The organism is Pseudomonas piscis (assembly GCF_009380155.1).
Classification (GTDB): Bacteria; Pseudomonadota; Gammaproteobacteria; order Pseudomonadales; family Pseudomonadaceae; genus Aquipseudomonas; species Aquipseudomonas piscis.
This window is the reverse complement of the sequence record NZ_WHUV01000009.1, coordinates 110,123-126,175: the sequence shown is the minus strand read 5'-3', so window position 1 is coordinate 126,175 and position 16,053 is coordinate 110,123. Positions and strand designations below refer to the sequence as shown.

General features: G+C 62.4%; 16 protein-coding genes. 13 read left to right on the top strand and 3 right to left on the bottom strand.

What is annotated here, in order from left to right; translation table 11 throughout:
* Window positions 1–226 precede the first annotated feature (226 nt).
* Both GDH07_RS31715 and GDH07_RS31710 read right to left on the bottom strand, forming a co-directional pair.
* Window positions 227–1,447 carry a CaiB/BaiF CoA transferase family protein gene (locus GDH07_RS31715; RefSeq protein WP_152899826.1) on the bottom strand — a complete coding sequence of 407 codons (1,221 nt, stop codon included), beginning with the start codon at window positions 1,445–1,447 and terminating at the stop codon, window positions 227–229.
* A 13-nt stretch (window positions 1,448–1,460) separates the two neighbouring features.
* Complete coding sequence (locus tag GDH07_RS31710) at window positions 1,461–2,642, bottom strand: acyl-CoA dehydrogenase (RefSeq protein ID WP_022642742.1); 1,182 nt, start codon at window positions 2,640–2,642, stop codon at window positions 1,461–1,463.
* Between the two features lie 157 nt (window positions 2,643–2,799).
* On the opposite strand from GDH07_RS31710, the gene GDH07_RS31705 reads away from it, so the two are divergent.
* The 11 genes from GDH07_RS31705 to GDH07_RS31655 all read left to right on the top strand — a co-directional run bounded on the left by GDH07_RS31705 (window position 2,800) and on the right by GDH07_RS31655 (window position 12,928).
* Complete coding sequence (locus GDH07_RS31705) at window positions 2,800–3,699, top strand: LysR family transcriptional regulator (protein WP_152899825.1); 900 nt, start codon at window positions 2,800–2,802, stop codon at window positions 3,697–3,699.
* 447 nt (window positions 3,700–4,146) lie between these two features.
* Window positions 4,147–5,268: a Re/Si-specific NAD(P)(+) transhydrogenase subunit alpha gene (locus tag GDH07_RS31700; RefSeq protein ID WP_263013849.1), complete on the top strand. Its 1,122-nt coding sequence runs from the start codon at window positions 4,147–4,149 to the stop codon at window positions 5,266–5,268.
* Between the two features lie 15 nt (window positions 5,269–5,283).
* Entirely contained in the window at window positions 5,284–5,604 is a 321-nt protein-coding gene (locus tag GDH07_RS31695; protein WP_003233786.1) for an NAD(P) transhydrogenase subunit alpha part 2, read from the top strand.
* Window positions 5,604–7,040, top strand: coding sequence for an NAD(P)(+) transhydrogenase (Re/Si-specific) subunit beta (locus GDH07_RS31690; RefSeq protein ID WP_152899824.1), 1,437 nt, complete (start codon window positions 5,604–5,606; stop codon window positions 7,038–7,040). Before GDH07_RS31695 ends, GDH07_RS31690 begins: the two co-directional genes overlap by 1 nt.
* 179 nt (window positions 7,041–7,219) lie before the next feature.
* Complete coding sequence (scpC, locus tag GDH07_RS31685) at window positions 7,220–8,713, top strand: succinyl-CoA:acetate CoA-transferase ScpC (protein ID WP_031321048.1); 1,494 nt, start codon at window positions 7,220–7,222, stop codon at window positions 8,711–8,713.
* Window positions 8,714–9,033: 320 nt separating this feature from the next.
* Window positions 9,034–9,249 (top strand): DUF1127 domain-containing protein, encoded by a 216-nt coding sequence (locus GDH07_RS31680; protein ID WP_022642737.1) that lies wholly within the window; start codon window positions 9,034–9,036, stop codon window positions 9,247–9,249.
* A 269-nt stretch (window positions 9,250–9,518) separates the two neighbouring features.
* Window positions 9,519–9,731 (top strand): DUF1127 domain-containing protein, encoded by a 213-nt coding sequence (locus tag GDH07_RS31675; RefSeq protein ID WP_152899823.1) that lies wholly within the window; start codon window positions 9,519–9,521, stop codon window positions 9,729–9,731.
* A gap of 158 nt (window positions 9,732–9,889) precedes the next feature.
* Entirely contained in the window at window positions 9,890–10,210 is a 321-nt protein-coding gene (locus GDH07_RS31670; RefSeq protein WP_152899822.1) for a DUF2388 domain-containing protein, read from the top strand.
* 109 nt (window positions 10,211–10,319) lie between these two features.
* Complete coding sequence (locus GDH07_RS31665; RefSeq protein ID WP_022642734.1) at window positions 10,320–10,622, top strand: DUF2388 domain-containing protein; 303 nt, start codon at window positions 10,320–10,322, stop codon at window positions 10,620–10,622.
* 27 nt (window positions 10,623–10,649) lie between these two features.
* On the top strand, window positions 10,650–10,970 hold the full coding sequence (locus GDH07_RS31660) for a DUF2388 domain-containing protein (protein ID WP_022642733.1): 321 nt from the start codon (window positions 10,650–10,652) through the stop codon (window positions 10,968–10,970).
* Entirely contained in the window at window positions 10,967–12,928 is a 1,962-nt protein-coding gene (locus GDH07_RS31655) for a DUF7844 domain-containing protein (RefSeq protein ID WP_343038368.1), read from the top strand. Before GDH07_RS31660 ends, GDH07_RS31655 begins: the two co-directional genes overlap by 4 nt.
* An 85-nt stretch (window positions 12,929–13,013) precedes the next feature.
* Here the strand turns inward: GDH07_RS31655 and GDH07_RS31650 are convergent, their stop codons facing one another.
* A complete protein-coding gene (locus GDH07_RS31650; RefSeq protein WP_022642731.1) occupies window positions 13,014–13,415 on the bottom strand; it encodes a GFA family protein in 402 nt (133 codons plus the stop codon).
* A gap of 318 nt (window positions 13,416–13,733) precedes the next feature.
* Here GDH07_RS31650 and GDH07_RS31645 point away from each other — a divergent pair, with 318 nt between their 5' ends.
* Both GDH07_RS31645 and GDH07_RS31640 read left to right on the top strand, forming a co-directional pair.
* Entirely contained in the window at window positions 13,734–15,041 is a 1,308-nt protein-coding gene (locus GDH07_RS31645) for a CitMHS family transporter (protein WP_152899821.1), read from the top strand.
* 68 nt (window positions 15,042–15,109) lie between these two features.
* A complete protein-coding gene (locus tag GDH07_RS31640; RefSeq protein WP_053137940.1) occupies window positions 15,110–15,874 on the top strand; it encodes a TerC family protein in 765 nt (254 codons plus the stop codon).
* The last annotated feature ends 179 nt before the right edge of the window (window positions 15,875–16,053 follow it).

The following is a 16,053-nucleotide window of genomic DNA, read 5'->3' as shown; positions in this document are numbered from 1 at the left end:
AACTGAAGCGTGACCGCTGTCGAAATCTTCGTAACTCGTTGAATCTCAAGGAGTTTTCCGTTTCGACTGCGCCGGAAGTGGGGCGAATTATAGAGACATTAAACTCGCCGTCAACACTTATTTTCAGTTTTCCATGAATAACGCCCGGAACGCCTTAAAAGACTGTCCCGGGCAGCGTTACATGGAACGCAAAGCGCTTCTCTATATATAAGTAAGAAGGAAGGCTCTACAACACTCCCGACTGCTTCAAGCTATCCACGGCCTCGGCCTGCATACCCAGCACGCGCTGCAGAACTTGCTGCGTATGCTCACCCAACAGGGGAGGGGCCTGACGATATTCCACCGGCGTCTCGGAGAGACGAATCGGACTGGCCACCTGGGGCACCATCCCCGCCAAGGCATGCGGCAACTCCACGGCCAAGCCGCGGGACAACACCTGCGGATCGGCAAACACCTGGGACAGGTCGTTGATCGGCCCACACGGCACCCCAGCCTGCTCCAGCTGGCTGACCCACTGCGCCGTAGTCTTGAATACCGTCGCCTGGCGGATCAGAGGAATCAGCACCGCGCGATTGGCCACCCGCAGCTTGTTGGTGGCGAACCGAGGGTCATCCGCCCACTGCGGCTGGCCCGCCACTTCGGCAAACTTGCGAAACTGCCCGTCATTACCCACGGTAAGGATGAAGTCGCCATCCGCCGTCGGAAAATCCTGATAGGGCACTATATTAGGATGGGCATTACCCAGGCGCTTGGGCGCGACTCCCGTCGTCAGGTAGTTCATCGCCTGGTTCGCCAGGCACGCGACCTGGACATCCAGCAGCGCCATGTCGATATGCTGCCCGCTGCCACCCTGATCACGGTGGGCCAGGGCCGCCAGGATCGCCACCGTCGAATAGAGCCCGGTCAGGATGTCGGTCAAGGCCACGCCGACCTTCACCGGCCCGGCACCTTCATCACCCTCGGGGCGACCGGTCAGGCTCATCAGTCCACCCAACCCCTGGATCATGAAGTCATAACCCGCCCGCTTGGCATAAGGCCCCGTCTGGCCGAACCCGGTGATCGAGCAATAGATAAGGCGCGGATTGAGCGCCTTGAGCGACTCATAGTCCAGGCCATAGGCCGCCAGGCCGCCCACCTTGAAGTTCTCGATGACGATGTCCGACTTGGCCGCCAGTTCGCGCACCAGTTGCTGGCCCTCCGGACGGGTGAAGTCGATGGTCACCGATTGCTTGTTACGGTTGGCCGACAGGTAATAGGCGGCCTCCGTGGTGTTCTCGCCATAAGCGTCCTTAAGGAAGGGCGGCCCCCAGGCACGGGTATCGTCACCGTTGCCCGGACGCTCGACCTTGATGACCTCCGCCCCCAGGTCCGCCAGGATCTGGCCGGACCATGGCCCGGCCAGGACCCGCGATAAATCCAGTACCCGCAGATGCGATAACGCGCCCATGGCCGCTCTCCTATTAATAGAACGCCTGGATACCGGTCTGTGCGCGCCCCAGGATCAGCGCATGTACGTCATGGGTGCCTTCATAGGTGTTGACCACCTCCAGGTTCACCAGGTGACGGGCGATGCCGAACTCATCGGAAATACCGTTGCCGCCCAGCATGTCGCGGGCCATGCGGGCAATCTCCAGGGACTTGCCGCAGGAGTTGCGCTTCATGATTGAAGTGATTTCCACTGCCGCGGTGCCTTCATCCTTCATCCGGCCCAGGCGCAGGCAGCCTTGCAGGGCGAGGGTGATCTCGGTCTGCATGTCCGCCAGCTTCTTCTGGATCAGCTGGGTCGCCGCCAGGGGACGGCCGAACTGCTGGCGATCGAGGGTGTACTGGCGAGCGGTGTGCCAGCAGAACTCGGCGGCACCCAGGGCGCCCCAGGAAATGCCGTAGCGCGCCGAGTTCAGGCAGGTGAACGGACCTTTGAGGCCGCGCACATCAGGGAAGATGTTCTCTTCCGGCACGAATACGTTGTCCATGACGATCTCGCCGGTGATCGACGCCCGCAGGCCGACCTTGCCATGGATAGCCGGGGCGCTCAGGCCCTTCCAGCCTTTCTCCAGGACAAAGCCACGGATATCGCCAGCGTCGTCCTTGGCCCAGACCACGAACACATCGGCGATCGGGCTGTTGGTGATCCACATCTTGCTGCCGGTCAGGCTGTAGCCGCCATCCACCTTGCGCGCACGGGTCACCATGGCGCCCGGATCGGAGCCATGGTTAGGTTCGGTCAGGCCGAAGCAGCCAATCCACTCACCGGAAGCCAGCTTCGGCAGGTACTTCTGCTTTTGCGCCTCGGTGCCGAATTCGTTGATCGGCACCATCACCAGGGACGACTGCACGCTCATCATCGAGCGGTAACCGGAATCCACGCGCTCCACTTCACGGGCGATCAGGCCGTAGCACACATAGTTCAGGCCACTGCCGCCGTATTGCTCGGGAATGGTCGCGCCCAGCAGGCCCACTTCACCCATCTCGCGGAAGATCGCCGGATCGGTCTGCTCATGGCGGAAAGCCTCCAGGACCCGCGGCATCAGCTTGCCCTGGGCAAACTGCTCGGCGCTGTCGCGCACCATGCGCTCTTCTTCGGTCAGTTGCTGATCCAGCAGAAGGGGATCGATCCAGTTGAAGCTTGCTTTGCCGCCCATGGGAGAGTCCTCGTGAAGTAGGCCAACTATCGTGGATTGATCCTAGGCCTGGTCGTCGCCCCGGGCAAACGAGGATTTCGCATACTGTTGTGCTAATTTCTCACTTCGAAATGGCGTCGAGTGCCATTTACAGCATTCATTAGTGAGATTGCCGTACATGCGCAGAAAAATCCCCAGCACCGCCGCGCTCATCAGCTTCGAAGCCGCCGCCCGTCACGAGAGCTTCACCAAGGCCGCCCTGGAACTTTCCCTGACCCAGGGCGCGGTATGCCGCCAGATCGCCAGCCTGGAGGAGTTCCTCGGCGTAGAGCTGTTCCGCCGCTCCCGGCGCGGGGTCAAGCTGACCGAGGCCGGCCTGTCCTATAGTCGCCGAGTCGCCACCCAGCTGGATGCGGTGGAACGCGACACGCTATCGGTGATGGGGCAGCAGGGCGCCAACGTCATCGAACTGGCCGTGGTTCCGACCTTCGGCACCCAATGGCTGCTGCCACGCCTCAAGGACTTCCAGCAACGGCATCCGGACGTCACGGTCAACCTGACCAACCGCACCCGGCCATTCCTGTTCGCCGATACTCCCTTCGACGCTGCCATCTACTTCGGCGACGCCGACTGGTCCGGCACCCAGTCCCACCGCCTGATGGATGAACACCCCATGCCGGTATGCAGCCCGGCCATGCTGGGCGAACTTCAACAGCTATCCCCCGAAGCCATTGCCGAGCTGCCCTTGCTACAGCAGACCACCCGGCCCTACGCCTGGCGCCAGTGGTTCAACTCCCAGCAGTTGAGCGTCCCACGGGACATGACAGGCCCACGCTACGAGCTATTCTCAATGCTCGCCCAGGCAGCCATGCACGACATGGGCATCGCCTTGATCCCGCCGTTCCTGATCCAGCGCGAACTGGCGGAGAAGCGCCTGGTGATCGCCAACCCCAAGGCCCTGTCGAGCATCAAGGCGTACTACCTCATGATTCCCGAACGGAAGGTGGAGTCAGCCTCATTGCGGGCATTTCGCGATTGGCTGGTACGCCAGGCACACAGCTATACCTTGGAAAACTGAGGCCTCCAGCCATAATTGACCCCGTAGTCAGAAAAAATAAAACACTACAGATATAACTATTTGTCGCATTTAGGCAGACTGTACCGACACCTAGCAAAAACCTTCTCCAAGCAGCTAACCACGCGGGTTGTAGGGTTTATTGGCAGGCAATGTGTGAGCATTCATGTCACCGATGCGAAAAAACTTAAATTTGCGGTAAAAGCCTTGAAAGCCACAGCCTGCAAGGCTTTACCCCTGATGGTTGCGACATTCGGTCACGGGGTGACTTGTAGTTAATTTTCCGTCACTAGTCAGAATTCCTTGAAGGCCTCAAAGTTCGCCTGCAAAATGCCGCGCCCCGCTGTGATTTCAGCGGGATCGTGCTGATCGGCCGCCCCAGCGCCCCTGCGTAGTGCGCTGGCCTTCTAAGAAAGATCGCAAGCAATAAGATCAAGCAGGAGATTTGACGTGCACATTGGTGTTCCTCTCGAAACCCAGACGGGTGAAACACGGGTTGCTGCAACCCCGGAAACCATCAAGAAGCTGATCGGCCAGGGTCATAAGGTCACCGTGCAAAGCGGCGCCGGCATCAATGCCAGCGTGGTGGACAGTGCCTACGAAGCGGCAGGGGCAACCATTGGCAGCGCCAACGATGCCTTCGGCGCCGAACTGATCCTCAAGGTCGTGGCTCCCAACGACAGTGAACTGGCCCTGATCAAGAGCGGGACCGTCCTGGTGGGCATGCTCAACCCGTTCAGCAATGAAACCATTGCCAAGCTGGCCGAGCGCGGGATCACCGCCTTCGCCCTGGAAGCCGCGCCGCGCACCTCCCGGGCCCAGAGCCTGGACGTGCTGTCGTCCCAGGCCAACATCGCCGGCTACAAGGCAGTGTTGCTGGCAGCCCACTATTACCCGCGCTTCATGCCGATGCTGATGACCGCCGCCGGCACCGTGAAGGCTGCCCGCGTGCTGATCCTCGGCGCCGGCGTGGCTGGCCTGCAGGCCATCGCCACGGCCAAGCGCCTGGGTGCGGTGATCGAGGCTTCCGACGTGCGCCCGGCGGTGAAGGAGCAGATCGAGTCCCTGGGCGCCAAGTTCGTCGACGTGCCCTACGAAACCGACGAAGAACGCGAATGCGCCGAAGGCGTCGGTGGCTACGCCCGCCCCATGCCAGCCAGCTGGATGCAGCGCCAGGCACTGGCCGTGCACGAACGCGCCAAGCAGGCCGATATCGTCATCACCACGGCCCTGATCCCGGGCCGCAAGGCGCCGACACTGCTGAGCGCCGATACCGTGGCCCAGATGAAGCCCGGCTCGGTGGTCATCGACCTGGCCGCCGCCCAAGGCGGCAACTGCCCGCTGACCGTGGCTGACCAGGTGGTGATCGAGCATGGCGTGACCATCGTCGGCCCGACCAACCTCGCCGGCGCGGTGGCCGCCGATGCCTCGGCCCTGTACGCCCGTAACCTGCTGGACTTCCTGAAGCTTGTCTTCACTAAAGAAGGGCAGTTCGAAGTCAACCTCGAAGACGACATCGTCGCCGCGTGCCTGATGTGCCGCGACGGCCAAGTCATCCGCAAAAACGCCTAAGCAGGGATTCAGACGATGGAAGAGCTCATCTCCCCCGGTATCTACAACCTGATCATCTTCGTGCTGGCGATCTATGTCGGTTACCACGTGGTCTGGAACGTCACACCCGCACTGCACACGCCGCTGATGGCGGTGACCAACGCCATTTCCGCGATCGTCATCGTCGGCGCCATGCTGGCCGCCGCCCTGACCGTGACTCCGCTGGGCAAGACCATGGGCACCCTGGCCGTGGCCCTGGCCGCGGTCAACGTGTTCGGTGGCTTCCTGGTCACCCGCCGCATGCTGGAAATGTTCAAGAAGAAAGCGCCCAAAGCCAAAGAAGAGGTGCAGAAGTAATGAGTATGAACCTGGTAACCACCCTCTACCTGATCGCTTCGGTGTGCTTCATCCAGGCGCTCAAGGGCCTTTCGCACCCGACTACGTCGCGCCGCGGCAACCTGTTCGGCATGCTCGGCATGGCCCTGGCGGTACTGACCACCGTCGGCCTGATCTACAAGCTCGGCGCCGAGCTCGCCACCGCCGGCATCGGCTATGTGATCGTCGGCCTGCTGATCGGCGGCACCGCCGGTTCGATCATGGCCAAGCGCGTCGAAATGACCAAGATGCCTGAGCTCGTGGCCTTCATGCACAGCATGATCGGCCTGGCCGCGGTGTTCATCGCCATCGCCGCCGTGGTCGAGCCGCAGTCCCTGGGCATCGTCAAGCACCTGGGCGACTCGATCCCGACCGGTAACCGCCTGGAGCTGTTCCTCGGCGCGGCCATCGGCGCCATCACCTTCTCCGGTTCGGTGATCGCCTTCGGCAAGCTGTCGGGCAAGTACAAGTTCCGCCTGTTCCAGGGCGCACCGGTACAGTTCGCCGGCCAGCACAAGCTCAATCTGGTACTGGGCCTGGCCACCCTTGGCCTGGGCATCACCTTCATGGTCACCGGCAACCTGGGCGCCTTCGCCCTGATGCTGGCCCTGGCCTTCATCATGGGCGTGCTGATCATCATCCCTATCGGCGGCGCCGACATGCCGGTGGTGGTGTCGATGCTCAACAGCTATTCGGGCTGGGCGGCGGCGGGCATCGGCTTCTCGCTGAACAACTCGATGCTGATCATCGCCGGCTCCCTGGTGGGCTCCAGCGGCGCGATCCTCTCCTACATCATGTGCAAGGCGATGAACCGCTCGTTCTTCAACGTGCTGCTCGGCGGTTTCGGCAACAGCGCCGATGCCGGTGGTCCGGCAGGCGCCCTGGAGGCCCGTCCGGTGAAGTCCGGCTCGGCCGACGACGCGACCTTCCTGCTGACCAACGCCGACACCGTGATCATCGTGCCCGGCTACGGCCTGGCGGTGGCACGCGCCCAGCACGCATTGAAGGAACTCACCGAGAAACTGGTCCATCGTGGCGTGACCGTGAAGTACGCGATCCACCCGGTGGCAGGGCGTATGCCTGGCCATATGAACGTGCTGCTGGCCGAGGCCGAAGTGCCGTACGACCAGGTGTTCGAGATGGAGGACATCAACTCCGAGTTCGGCCAGGCCGACGTGGTACTGGTGCTCGGCGCCAACGACGTGGTCAACCCGGCGGCGAAGAACGATCCGAAGTCGCCTATCGCCGGCATGCCGATCCTCGAGGCCTTCAAGGCCAAGACCATCATCGTCAACAAGCGCTCCATGGCCAGCGGTTATGCCGGCCTGGACAACGAACTGTTTTACCTGGACAAGACCATGATGGTCTTCGGCGACGCCAAGAAAGTCATCGAGGACATGGTCAAGGCCGTCGAATAATCCTGCCGTAGCGCAATACCCAAGACCTCAGCCTTTAGTAGGCTGGGGTTTTTTATTTACTCCAGAAAGCCGACGGAAGGCTCTAGGACAGGGCCTTTCATTCGACCTTTGTCGCGGGGCGTTTTTTCTGGAAATCACTAGACTGCGCTTCTTGCTTTCGTTGCCCGAGATAACAATCCATGTACCGTGATCGTATCCGCTTGCCTTCGTTGTTGGATAAGGTGATGAGCGCCGCAGACGCTGCCGCTCTGATTGAGGACGGCATGACCGTCGGCATGAGCGGCTTCACCCGCGCCGGTGAAGCCAAGGCCGTGCCCCATGCCCTGGCCGAACGGGCCAAGGTGTCACCGCTTAAAATCAGCCTGATGACCGGCGCCAGCCTGGGCAACGACCTGGACAAGGAACTGACCGAGGCCGGCGTGCTGGCCCGGCGTATGCCGTTCCAGGTGGACAGCACCCTGCGCAAGGCGATCAACGCCGGCAAGGTGATGTTCATCGACCAGCACCTGTCGGAAACCGTCGAACAACTGCGCAACCAGCAGCTCAAGCTGCCGGACATCGCCGTGATCGAGGCAGTAGCCATCACCGAGCAGGGGCATATCGTGCCGACCACCTCGGTGGGCAACTCCGCCAGCTTCGCGATCTTCGCCAAGCAAGTGATCGTCGAGATCAACATGGCGCACAACCCGAACCTGGAAGGGCTGCACGACATCTATATCCCGACCTATCGCCCAACCCGTACGCCGATCCCGCTGGTGAAGGTCGACGACCGCATCGGCAGCACCGCCATCCCGATCCCGGCGGACAAGATCGCCGCCATCGTCATCACCGACCAGTCCGACTCGCCGTCCACCGTCTCGACCCCGGACAGCGAGACCCAGGGCATCGCCAACCACCTGATCGACTTCCTCAAGCGGGAAGTACAAGCCGGGCGCATGAGCAACAAGCTCGGCCCGCTGCAGGCCGGTATCGGCAACATCGCCAACGCGGTGATGTGCGGCCTGATCGAGTCGCCCTTCGAAAACCTGACGATGTACTCCGAAGTGCTGCAGGACTCGACCTTCGACCTGATCGACGCCGGCAAGCTGAGCTTCGCCTCGGGCAGCTCCATCACCCTGTCGAGCCGGCGCAACGCCGATGTGTTCGGCAACCTGGAGCGCTACAAGGACAAGCTGGTGCTACGCCCGCAGGAGATCTCCAACCACCCCGAGGTGGTGCGGCGCCTGGGCATCATCGGTATCAACACTGCGCTGGAGTTCGACATCTACGGCAACGTCAACTCCACCCACGTCTGCGGCACCAAGATGATGAACGGCATCGGCGGCTCGGGTGACTTCGCCCGTAACGCGCACCTGGCGATCTTCGTCACCAAGTCGATCGCCAAGGGTGGCGCGATTTCCAGCGTGGTACCCATGGTCAGCCATGTGGACCACACCGAGCACGACGTCGACATCCTCGTCACCGAGATCGGCCTGGCCGACCTGCGCGGCCTGGCGCCACGGGAACGGGCACGGGTGATCATCGACAACTGCGTGCATCCGTCCTACCGCGACGCCCTCAACGATTACTTCACCAAGGCCTGCGCCCTGGGTGGCCACACCCCGCACATCCTGCGTGAAGCCCTGAGCTGGCACATCAACCTGGAAGAAACCGGGAAGATGCTCGCCGAGTGATGAATACAGTCGGCGGCTGACGCAAGCACAGTTGCGTTAGTCCGCCGGCTCCATCGCCAGTCAGTTACAAAAACTGTACTGCTGTACCGGTCTTTTCCCCGCCTGAAATCGCCCTTCATCGATCAAAAACCCACGAAATGCACCAAAAAGGTGCTGACAGGTACAGTTACGCCATTTCGGAACAGTACAGCCCCTATAAACAGTTAACTGGTCTTTCACAATACAGGTGAACTGTATCTACAGAGTCTTGCGCCGGAAGAGGATCATGGGCACCAGTTAAACCACTACCTGATCCCGCCACAAGCGGAAGGATGTCAACCATGGAACGTACACTCAGTTCCGAACTGTTCTTCGAAGACAAGGCTGTTAAATCCCAGGCTTCCCTGCCTCTGCGCGTTCTCGCCAACCTGATGCTGTGGCAGCGCCGCATCTCCAGCCGCCATCAACTGGCTCGCCTGGATTCGCGTCTGCTGGCCGATGCCGGGATCAGCGAAGCGCAACGCTACGAAGAGCTGAGCAAGCCGTTCTGGCGCTAACTCAGCGTCGCTGGCCCTGACCCACCGGGTCCACCGCCAGCACCCCGAATCGCATACACAAGACCCGCCGCGGGAAACCGCGGCGGGTCTTGTGCTTCATGGCCGCTGGAGCCTGGAATACAGCCAGGTGAACCGGAATAGGTACAGTTTCAAATAAACAACAATTGCACCAGTACAATTTAACACTGGTGTATCTGCCAGGGACCATTCGCTCCTCGCATGATGAAGCTTCCAAACCACGTGCTAGACGCCTCATCGAGGAACGCATCATGGACTCGCCAACCCATTCGACCGCCAGCCCCCCACAACCCGCCAAGGGCCCGAATCCCTGGTACGCCTGGTTGAGCGCGATCGCGCGCATGGGCGAACGGGCCAGGACCCGCAAGCTCCTGGCCCAGTTGGACGAGCGTCAACTGGCGGACAGCGGCATCAGCCACTGCGACAGGGCAGCGGAGCTGCACAAACCGTTCTGGCGAACCTGAACAGCTCTGGGCGAACGCAACGACGAGGCCTAATATCGGGCATGACGTGGCTAGTTCCTCCCGTGCTGCGTCAGAGCAATCGGACACAGCACCTTGCAGTGGCTGCCCGGCGTATCACTCAGCGCCTTTCATTGTCTGTTCATCCACAGGAGTTACCCATGCCTCGTCTCCGCCTGCTTAGCGCCGCAGCCCTGCTGGCCCTGGCCGCCAACGCCCACGCCACCAGCCTGATCGTTACCACCGACGCCATTGTCGGTGCACTCAAGGCCACCTCGGATGCCACCTCCGACGCCACCTCCTCACTGCGTGACAACAAGATCGTTCGCGCCGCCCGGGACGACGCCGCCAGCTTCGTCGCCACCGATGGCGCCATTCGCGGGGTGAAGCTGGAAAGCGCCTTCGCCCACATCCGCCAGCAAGCGCCACAGCTGCAGCAGGCCACCGATACCCAGTTGGCCCAAGCCATCCTGGCGATCTGAGGTGTGCCCGGTTCAGGTGCCCCAGCGCACCTGAACCGCTCTGCGCTGGTCCTTGGCGCCCCGTTGCGCTAGCCTTTGCGCTGGTTTTCAGCTACCGGGATCCACAGGTTTGTTTCGTATTGCCTTTTCCACTCCAGTACTGCTCCTGATCTGTTGGGCCAACCCGGCCCAGGCATTCGACCTGATCACCCAAGGCTCGGTCGTCAGCGTCTACGCCACAAGCCAGGTGACCTCCGCGCCCTTCGACCATAAACTGCTACTCGCCGCCCAGGATGATGCCGCCGCCTTCGTTGCAACCGACGGCCAACTGCGTGGCGCCCGCCTGGAATCCGCGCTGAAATACCTGCGCGCAGCCCCGGCGAAATTGCATGCCGGCGACCTTGAACTGGCGCAGGCAATTCTCGTCCAATAGCTATCCCCGTACCCCCGGAGTCATCCCATGCGTAGCCCGCTGATTGCCGCCACCCTCGGCCTGTTGTTGTTGGCCGACGTGGCCCAGGCACATACCCTGGTGGCCACCAGTAACATCATCGTCCGTGCCTTCGGTCGCACCATCGATTTCACCTCGGACACCACCACCTCGATCCGTGACTCCAAGCTCGTGCGCGAAGCCCATGACGACGCCGCCAGCTTCGTCGCCAGCAACGGCGATATCCGTGGCGCCCAGCTGGAAGCCGCCTTCGACACCCTGCGGGCCCGCGTACCGGAAGCCCGCGATGCCAGCGACCAGGTACTGGCCGAAGCCATCCTCGCCCTGTGAAGCCGCTGCGCGCCTGGCTGCTGGCAACGACCCTGGGCTTGCTCTGCGGCACCGCCCAGGCCGACCTCAAGCTGCGCCTGAAGACCGATGGCCTGACCTCGCAGCAGCAACAAGCCAGCCAGGCCCTGCTGGACGAAGCGATGCAGGCATTGCCGCCGAGCTTCATCCAGCAGCTGGATCGCACCATCGCCGTCGGCTGGACCGATCGCATGCCCGACAACGCCTACGGTGAAGCCTCCCTGGTAGCGGAGCTGGACCTCAACCGCGCACTGTTGCCGAGCCTTGCCGACGGTTCCGCCGCCACCCAGAAAACCAGCCGCCCCCATGGCACCGTGCGCCGGGAAATGCTTGCCACCGTGCTCCATGAGCTGACCCATATCTATGATCGTGCGCGCCTCTGGCCCAGCGCCGAACGCAACCTGATCCAACGCTGCACCCGCAACAACGGCACCACCGGCCTGATCGGCCTGCCGGACGCCTGCCGTGGCCAGAACGATCGCCGCTTCACCCTGAGCGACGACCCGCGCCTGCTGGACCTGGCCGGCTGGCAGCAGTACGTCGGCCGCCGCGGGGAGCGCGAGCAGCACAACCGCCAGATCGCCCGCAGCCCCGACCTCTACGAAACGACCAACCCCAAAGAGTTCGTCGCGGTGAACATGGAGTACTTCCTCCTGGACCCGAGCTACGCCTGCCGGCGTCCGGCGCTCTACCGCTACTACCAGGAACATTTCGGCTGGGCGCCCGCTGCCAAGGACACCTGCGCCAAGTCCTTCGCCTTCCTCAATGCCGGCAACGACTTCGCCAAGACGCCCCTGGGGAAGGTCGACCCGGAGCGGGTCTACGCGGTGGACTACCTGCTGGCCGAAGCCAACCAGAACTGGGTCAGTCGCTGGGGCCACAGCATGCTGCGCCTGGTGATCTGTGCCCCGGGCCGGCCCCGTGGACCAGACTGCCGACTGGACCTGGACCAGCACCTGGTGCTGTCCTATCGCGCCTTCGTCGGCGACGTGCAGCTCTCCAGCTGGGATGGCCTGGTGGGCAAGTACCCGTCGCGGCTGTTCATCCTGCCGCTGGCCCAGGTGATCGACGAATACACCAAGACCGAGCTGCGCAGCCTGGCCTCGGTACCCTTGAAACTCTCGCGCAGCGAGATCGAGGAAGTGGTGGAACACGCCGCCGAGATGCACTGGAGCTACGACGGCAACTATTACTTCCTGTCCAACAACTGCGCCGTGGAGAGCCTCAAGCTGCTGCGCAGCGGCAGCAACAACAAGCAACTGGTCGGCCTGGACAGCATCATGCCCAATGGCCTGCTGGAAGTGCTCAAGGGCAGGGGACTGGCCGATACCAGCGTGCTCGACGATCCCCGCGAGGCCCTGCGCCTGGGTTATCGCTTCGACTCGTTCCGCGATCGCTACCAGGCGATGTTCGAGGTCATCAGGAAGAACCTGCCGATCAAGCAGGCCAACGTCGAGGACTGGCTGTCACTGAGCGCCGAGCAACGCCGCCAGTGGTTCGCCCAGGCCGACCTGCGCACCAGCGCCGCCTTGCTGCTCCTGGAGCAGGCGAGCTTTCGCCGCCAGCTGTTGCTGGCCCAGGACGAGGTCAAGCAACGTTACCTGGACGCCCGCGAGCTGAAGAATGGCGGCATGGAGAAGGCCAACCAGACCCTGCAGCAGATTCTCGCCAACAGCGGTTTTCTCAGCCGCCCGGCGGAGCTACTGGGTAGCAGCGGCTATGGCTTGCCGCAACCTGGAGAATGGCGGCGCCTGGAGGCCGAGAGCAGCCAGCGGCAGAAGCAGTTGCAATCCCTGACCGGCGACCTGGACAAGGAAGTGCGGGCCTTGCTGGAACCAGCCCGCGCTGCCGAGATCGCCGCCAACGAAGCCAACCTCAAACAGGTGGGCGAACACCTGCGGGCGCTGCACAAGGCCGCCGGTGGCCTGGAACTGCCATAACCGCAGCCGAGCGAAAAGGACCGCAGGCCTTGCTTGGTGGTCTTGAGAGCCTCGCGACCACTGCGCGCTCGGGCGCAGCCCGGGGCTACAGGGTTTCTTGCGGTTCCTGCGGCAAGTGCTCGTCCAGGTGCAGCCAGGGCAGGCGGCTGTCGGTCCAGATATGCCGCTGCGCCGGGGCCTGCTCCGGATGATCCAGGGTGGCGATGGTGACGTCGATGCTGTCCGGGCTCAGCTGGGTGATGAGGGCCAGGTGCGCCCCGCAATCAGCGCAGAAATACCGGGCGCAACTGGCGGACGAGTCATAGCGGGCCGGGTTGCCCGCCAGCCACCTGAAAGCCGAGGCGGGCAGGGTGATCCAGGTCGTGACCAAGCCGCCGCTGACCCGACGACAGATCGAACAATGGCAGTGGGCGATATCCTGCAACGGCCCACTGAATTGATAACGCACCCGGCCGCAATGGCAGCCCCCGCTGTGCAATGGGTCCATGTCCCTGCCTCCTTTGCCTTGAAGTCCTTCACTGTATGCCGCCTGTCGGGCATTGCCACAGCCACGACTTCCTTTCTCCGGCGAAAGCTGGCTGAAAGCTTGCCCCATTAGCATCGCCCCCCACTGCCGGCGACAGACCGGCTGGCCACAGTGGGCGCTCAGCGCTCCCGGTCCAATTAACAACAACAATGGTGATTCTGATGTCCGCTCGTACCCGCCTGTTCGCTATCCCTGCTCCCGTACGCCTCGTGCTTGCCGTCCCGCGCTGAACCCACCCGGTCCGACATTCCCTAGCCGCGCTACGCCTGGAGTATTCCCATGCTGACTTTCCTTGGCTTCGCCATGGTCATCACGTTCATGTTCCTGATCATGACCAAGCGCCTATCGGCGCTGATCGCCCTGATCATCGTGCCGATCCTGTTCGCCCTGTTCGGTGGTTTCGCGCCGAAGATCGGCCCGATGATGCTCGAAGGCATCACCAAGCTGGCCCCCACCGGCGTGATGCTGATGTTCGCCATCCTGTACTTCGCCCTGATGATCGACTCCGGGTTGTTCGACCCTGCGGTGCGCAAGATCCTCAAGCTGGTCAAGGGCGACCCGCTGAAGGTCTCGGTAGGCACCGCGGTGCTGGCGCTGGTGGTATCGCTGGACGGTGACGGAGCCACCACCTACATGATCTGCGTGGCCGCCATGCTGCCGCTGTACAGCCGCATCGGCATGAGCCCGCGGATCATGGCCGGCCTGATCATCCTCGCCGGCGGCGTGATGAACATGACGCCCTGGGGCGGTCCCACTGCCCGCGCCGCCAGTGCGCTGCACGTGGACCCTTCGGATATCTTCGTGCCGATGATCCCGGCGATGCTGGCCGGCGTGGTGGCGATCCTGGCCATCGCCTACCTGTACGGCAAGCGCGAGCGCGCTCGCCTGGGCGAACTGCACCTGGTCGGCGACGAGATGGACCATAGCGAGATCAGCGTCTCGCAGTTCCCCGACGCCCGCCGGCCGAAGCTGATCTGGTTCAACGGTGCCCTGACCTTCGCCCTGATGTGCGCGCTGATCGCCGGCCTGCTGCCTCTGCCCGTGCTGTTCATGGTGGCGTTCAGCATCGCCATGATCGTCAACTATCCCTGCCTGCAGCAGCAGAAGGACCGGGTCGCGGCCCACGCCGGCAGCGTGCTGGCGGTGGTCGGGCTGATCTTCGCTGCGGGGATCTTCACCGGCATCCTGTCCGGCACCGGCATGGTCGACGCCATGTCCAAGAGCCTGCTGGCGGTGATCCCCGAGGCCCTGGGCCCTTACCTCGCGGTCATCACCGCCCTGGTGAGCATGCCGTTCACCTTCTTCATGTCCAACGATGCCTTCTACTACGGGGTCCTGCCGGTACTGGCCGAGGCCGCCAGCCACTACGGCATCACCGCGGTGGAGATGGCTCGCGCGTCGATCGTCGGCCAGCCCGTACACCTGCTCAGCCCGCTGGTACCCTCGACCTACCTGTTGGTGGCCCTGGCCGGCATCGAGTTCGGCGATCACCAGCGCTTCACCCTCAAGTGGGCAGTGCTGGTCTGCCTGTGCATAATGCTCGCCGCCTTGTTGATGGGAATATTTCCCCTGTTCAGCACTCTATAAAAGACCACAGATTCTTCGCCCTGGCCGATCGTCGGACGGGGCCATAACCCTCGCTCAAAGGAACACACATGGAATGGCTGACCAACCCGGAAATCTGGGTTGCCTTCTTCACCCTGACGGCCCTGGAGATCGTCCTGGGCATCGACAACATCATCATGATCTCGATCCTGGTCAGCCGCATGCCCAAGCACATGCAGGCCCGCACCCGGATCTTCGGCCTGGCCCTGGCGATGATCACGCGGATCATGCTGCTGTTGTCGATCACCTGGGTCATGCGCCTGACCGACGACCTGTTCACCGTGCTCGGCCAGGGTATCTCCGGGCGTGACCTGATCCTGTTCTTCGGTGGCCTGTTCCTGCTGTGGAAAAGCTCCCAGGAGATGTACCACGCCCTGGAAGGCGAGGATGAGTCCAGCGACGAACCCAAGGGCAAGGGCGGCAACTTCATCTACACCATCATCCAGATCGCGATCATCGACATCGTGTTCTCCCTGGACTCGGTGATCACCGCAGTGGGCATGGTTTCCCACGTGCCGGTAATGGTGGCGGCGATCGTCGTCGCGGTGCTGGTGATGATGCTGGCCTCGGGCACCATCAGCGAATTCATCGACAAGCACCCATCGCTGAAGATGCTCGCGCTGTCGTTCCTGCTGGTGGTCGGTACCGTACTGATCGCCGAAGCCTTCGACGTGCATGTGCCCAAGGGCTATGTGTACTTCGCCATGGCCTTCTCCCTGGCGGTGGAAGTCATCAACATCAAGTTGCGCACCAACCTGGCGAAGAAAAAACAAGTGGATCCAGTGAAACTGCGCAAGGACATTCCCGGTCAATAAACCGAATGCGCTGGAATCGCTGAAATGAAAAAGGGGCTTTCGGGCCCCTTTTGCTTGTCCGGTACATGACGTTTTCATAACAGTTATGTTTCAGTCGCCGGAACAGCTATGCGATGCTGGCGCCCTGTGCGTTAGCCGACTAAAGCTTACATACATAACCTAGAACCGCGCGCAGCAAC

Bases quoted from the DNA above. Each gene is read 5' to 3' on its own strand.
- GDH07_RS31715 (WP_152899826.1), bottom strand. From the start codon at position 1,447: ATGGGCGCGTTATCGCATCTGCGGGTACTGGATTTATCGCGGGTCCTG.
- GDH07_RS31710 (WP_022642742.1), bottom strand. From the start codon at position 2,642: ATGGGCGGCAAAGCAAGCTTCAACTGGATCGATCCCCTTCTGCTGGAT.
- GDH07_RS31705 (WP_152899825.1), top strand. From the start codon at position 2,800: ATGCGCAGAAAAATCCCCAGCACCGCCGCGCTCATCAGCTTCGAAGCC.
- GDH07_RS31695 (WP_003233786.1), top strand. From the start codon at position 5,284: ATGGAAGAGCTCATCTCCCCCGGTATCTACAACCTGATCATCTTCGTG.
- GDH07_RS31690 (WP_152899824.1), top strand. From the start codon at position 5,604: ATGAGTATGAACCTGGTAACCACCCTCTACCTGATCGCTTCGGTGTGC.
- scpC (WP_031321048.1), top strand. From the start codon at position 7,220: ATGTACCGTGATCGTATCCGCTTGCCTTCGTTGTTGGATAAGGTGATG.
- GDH07_RS31680 (WP_022642737.1), top strand. From the start codon at position 9,034: ATGGAACGTACACTCAGTTCCGAACTGTTCTTCGAAGACAAGGCTGTT.
- GDH07_RS31675 (WP_152899823.1), top strand. From the start codon at position 9,519: ATGGACTCGCCAACCCATTCGACCGCCAGCCCCCCACAACCCGCCAAG.
- GDH07_RS31670 (WP_152899822.1), top strand. From the start codon at position 9,890: ATGCCTCGTCTCCGCCTGCTTAGCGCCGCAGCCCTGCTGGCCCTGGCC.
- GDH07_RS31660 (WP_022642733.1), top strand. From the start codon at position 10,650: ATGCGTAGCCCGCTGATTGCCGCCACCCTCGGCCTGTTGTTGTTGGCC.
- GDH07_RS31650 (WP_022642731.1), bottom strand. From the start codon at position 13,415: ATGGACCCATTGCACAGCGGGGGCTGCCATTGCGGCCGGGTGCGTTAT.
- GDH07_RS31645 (WP_152899821.1), top strand. From the start codon at position 13,734: ATGCTGACTTTCCTTGGCTTCGCCATGGTCATCACGTTCATGTTCCTG.
- GDH07_RS31640 (WP_053137940.1), top strand. From the start codon at position 15,110: ATGGAATGGCTGACCAACCCGGAAATCTGGGTTGCCTTCTTCACCCTG.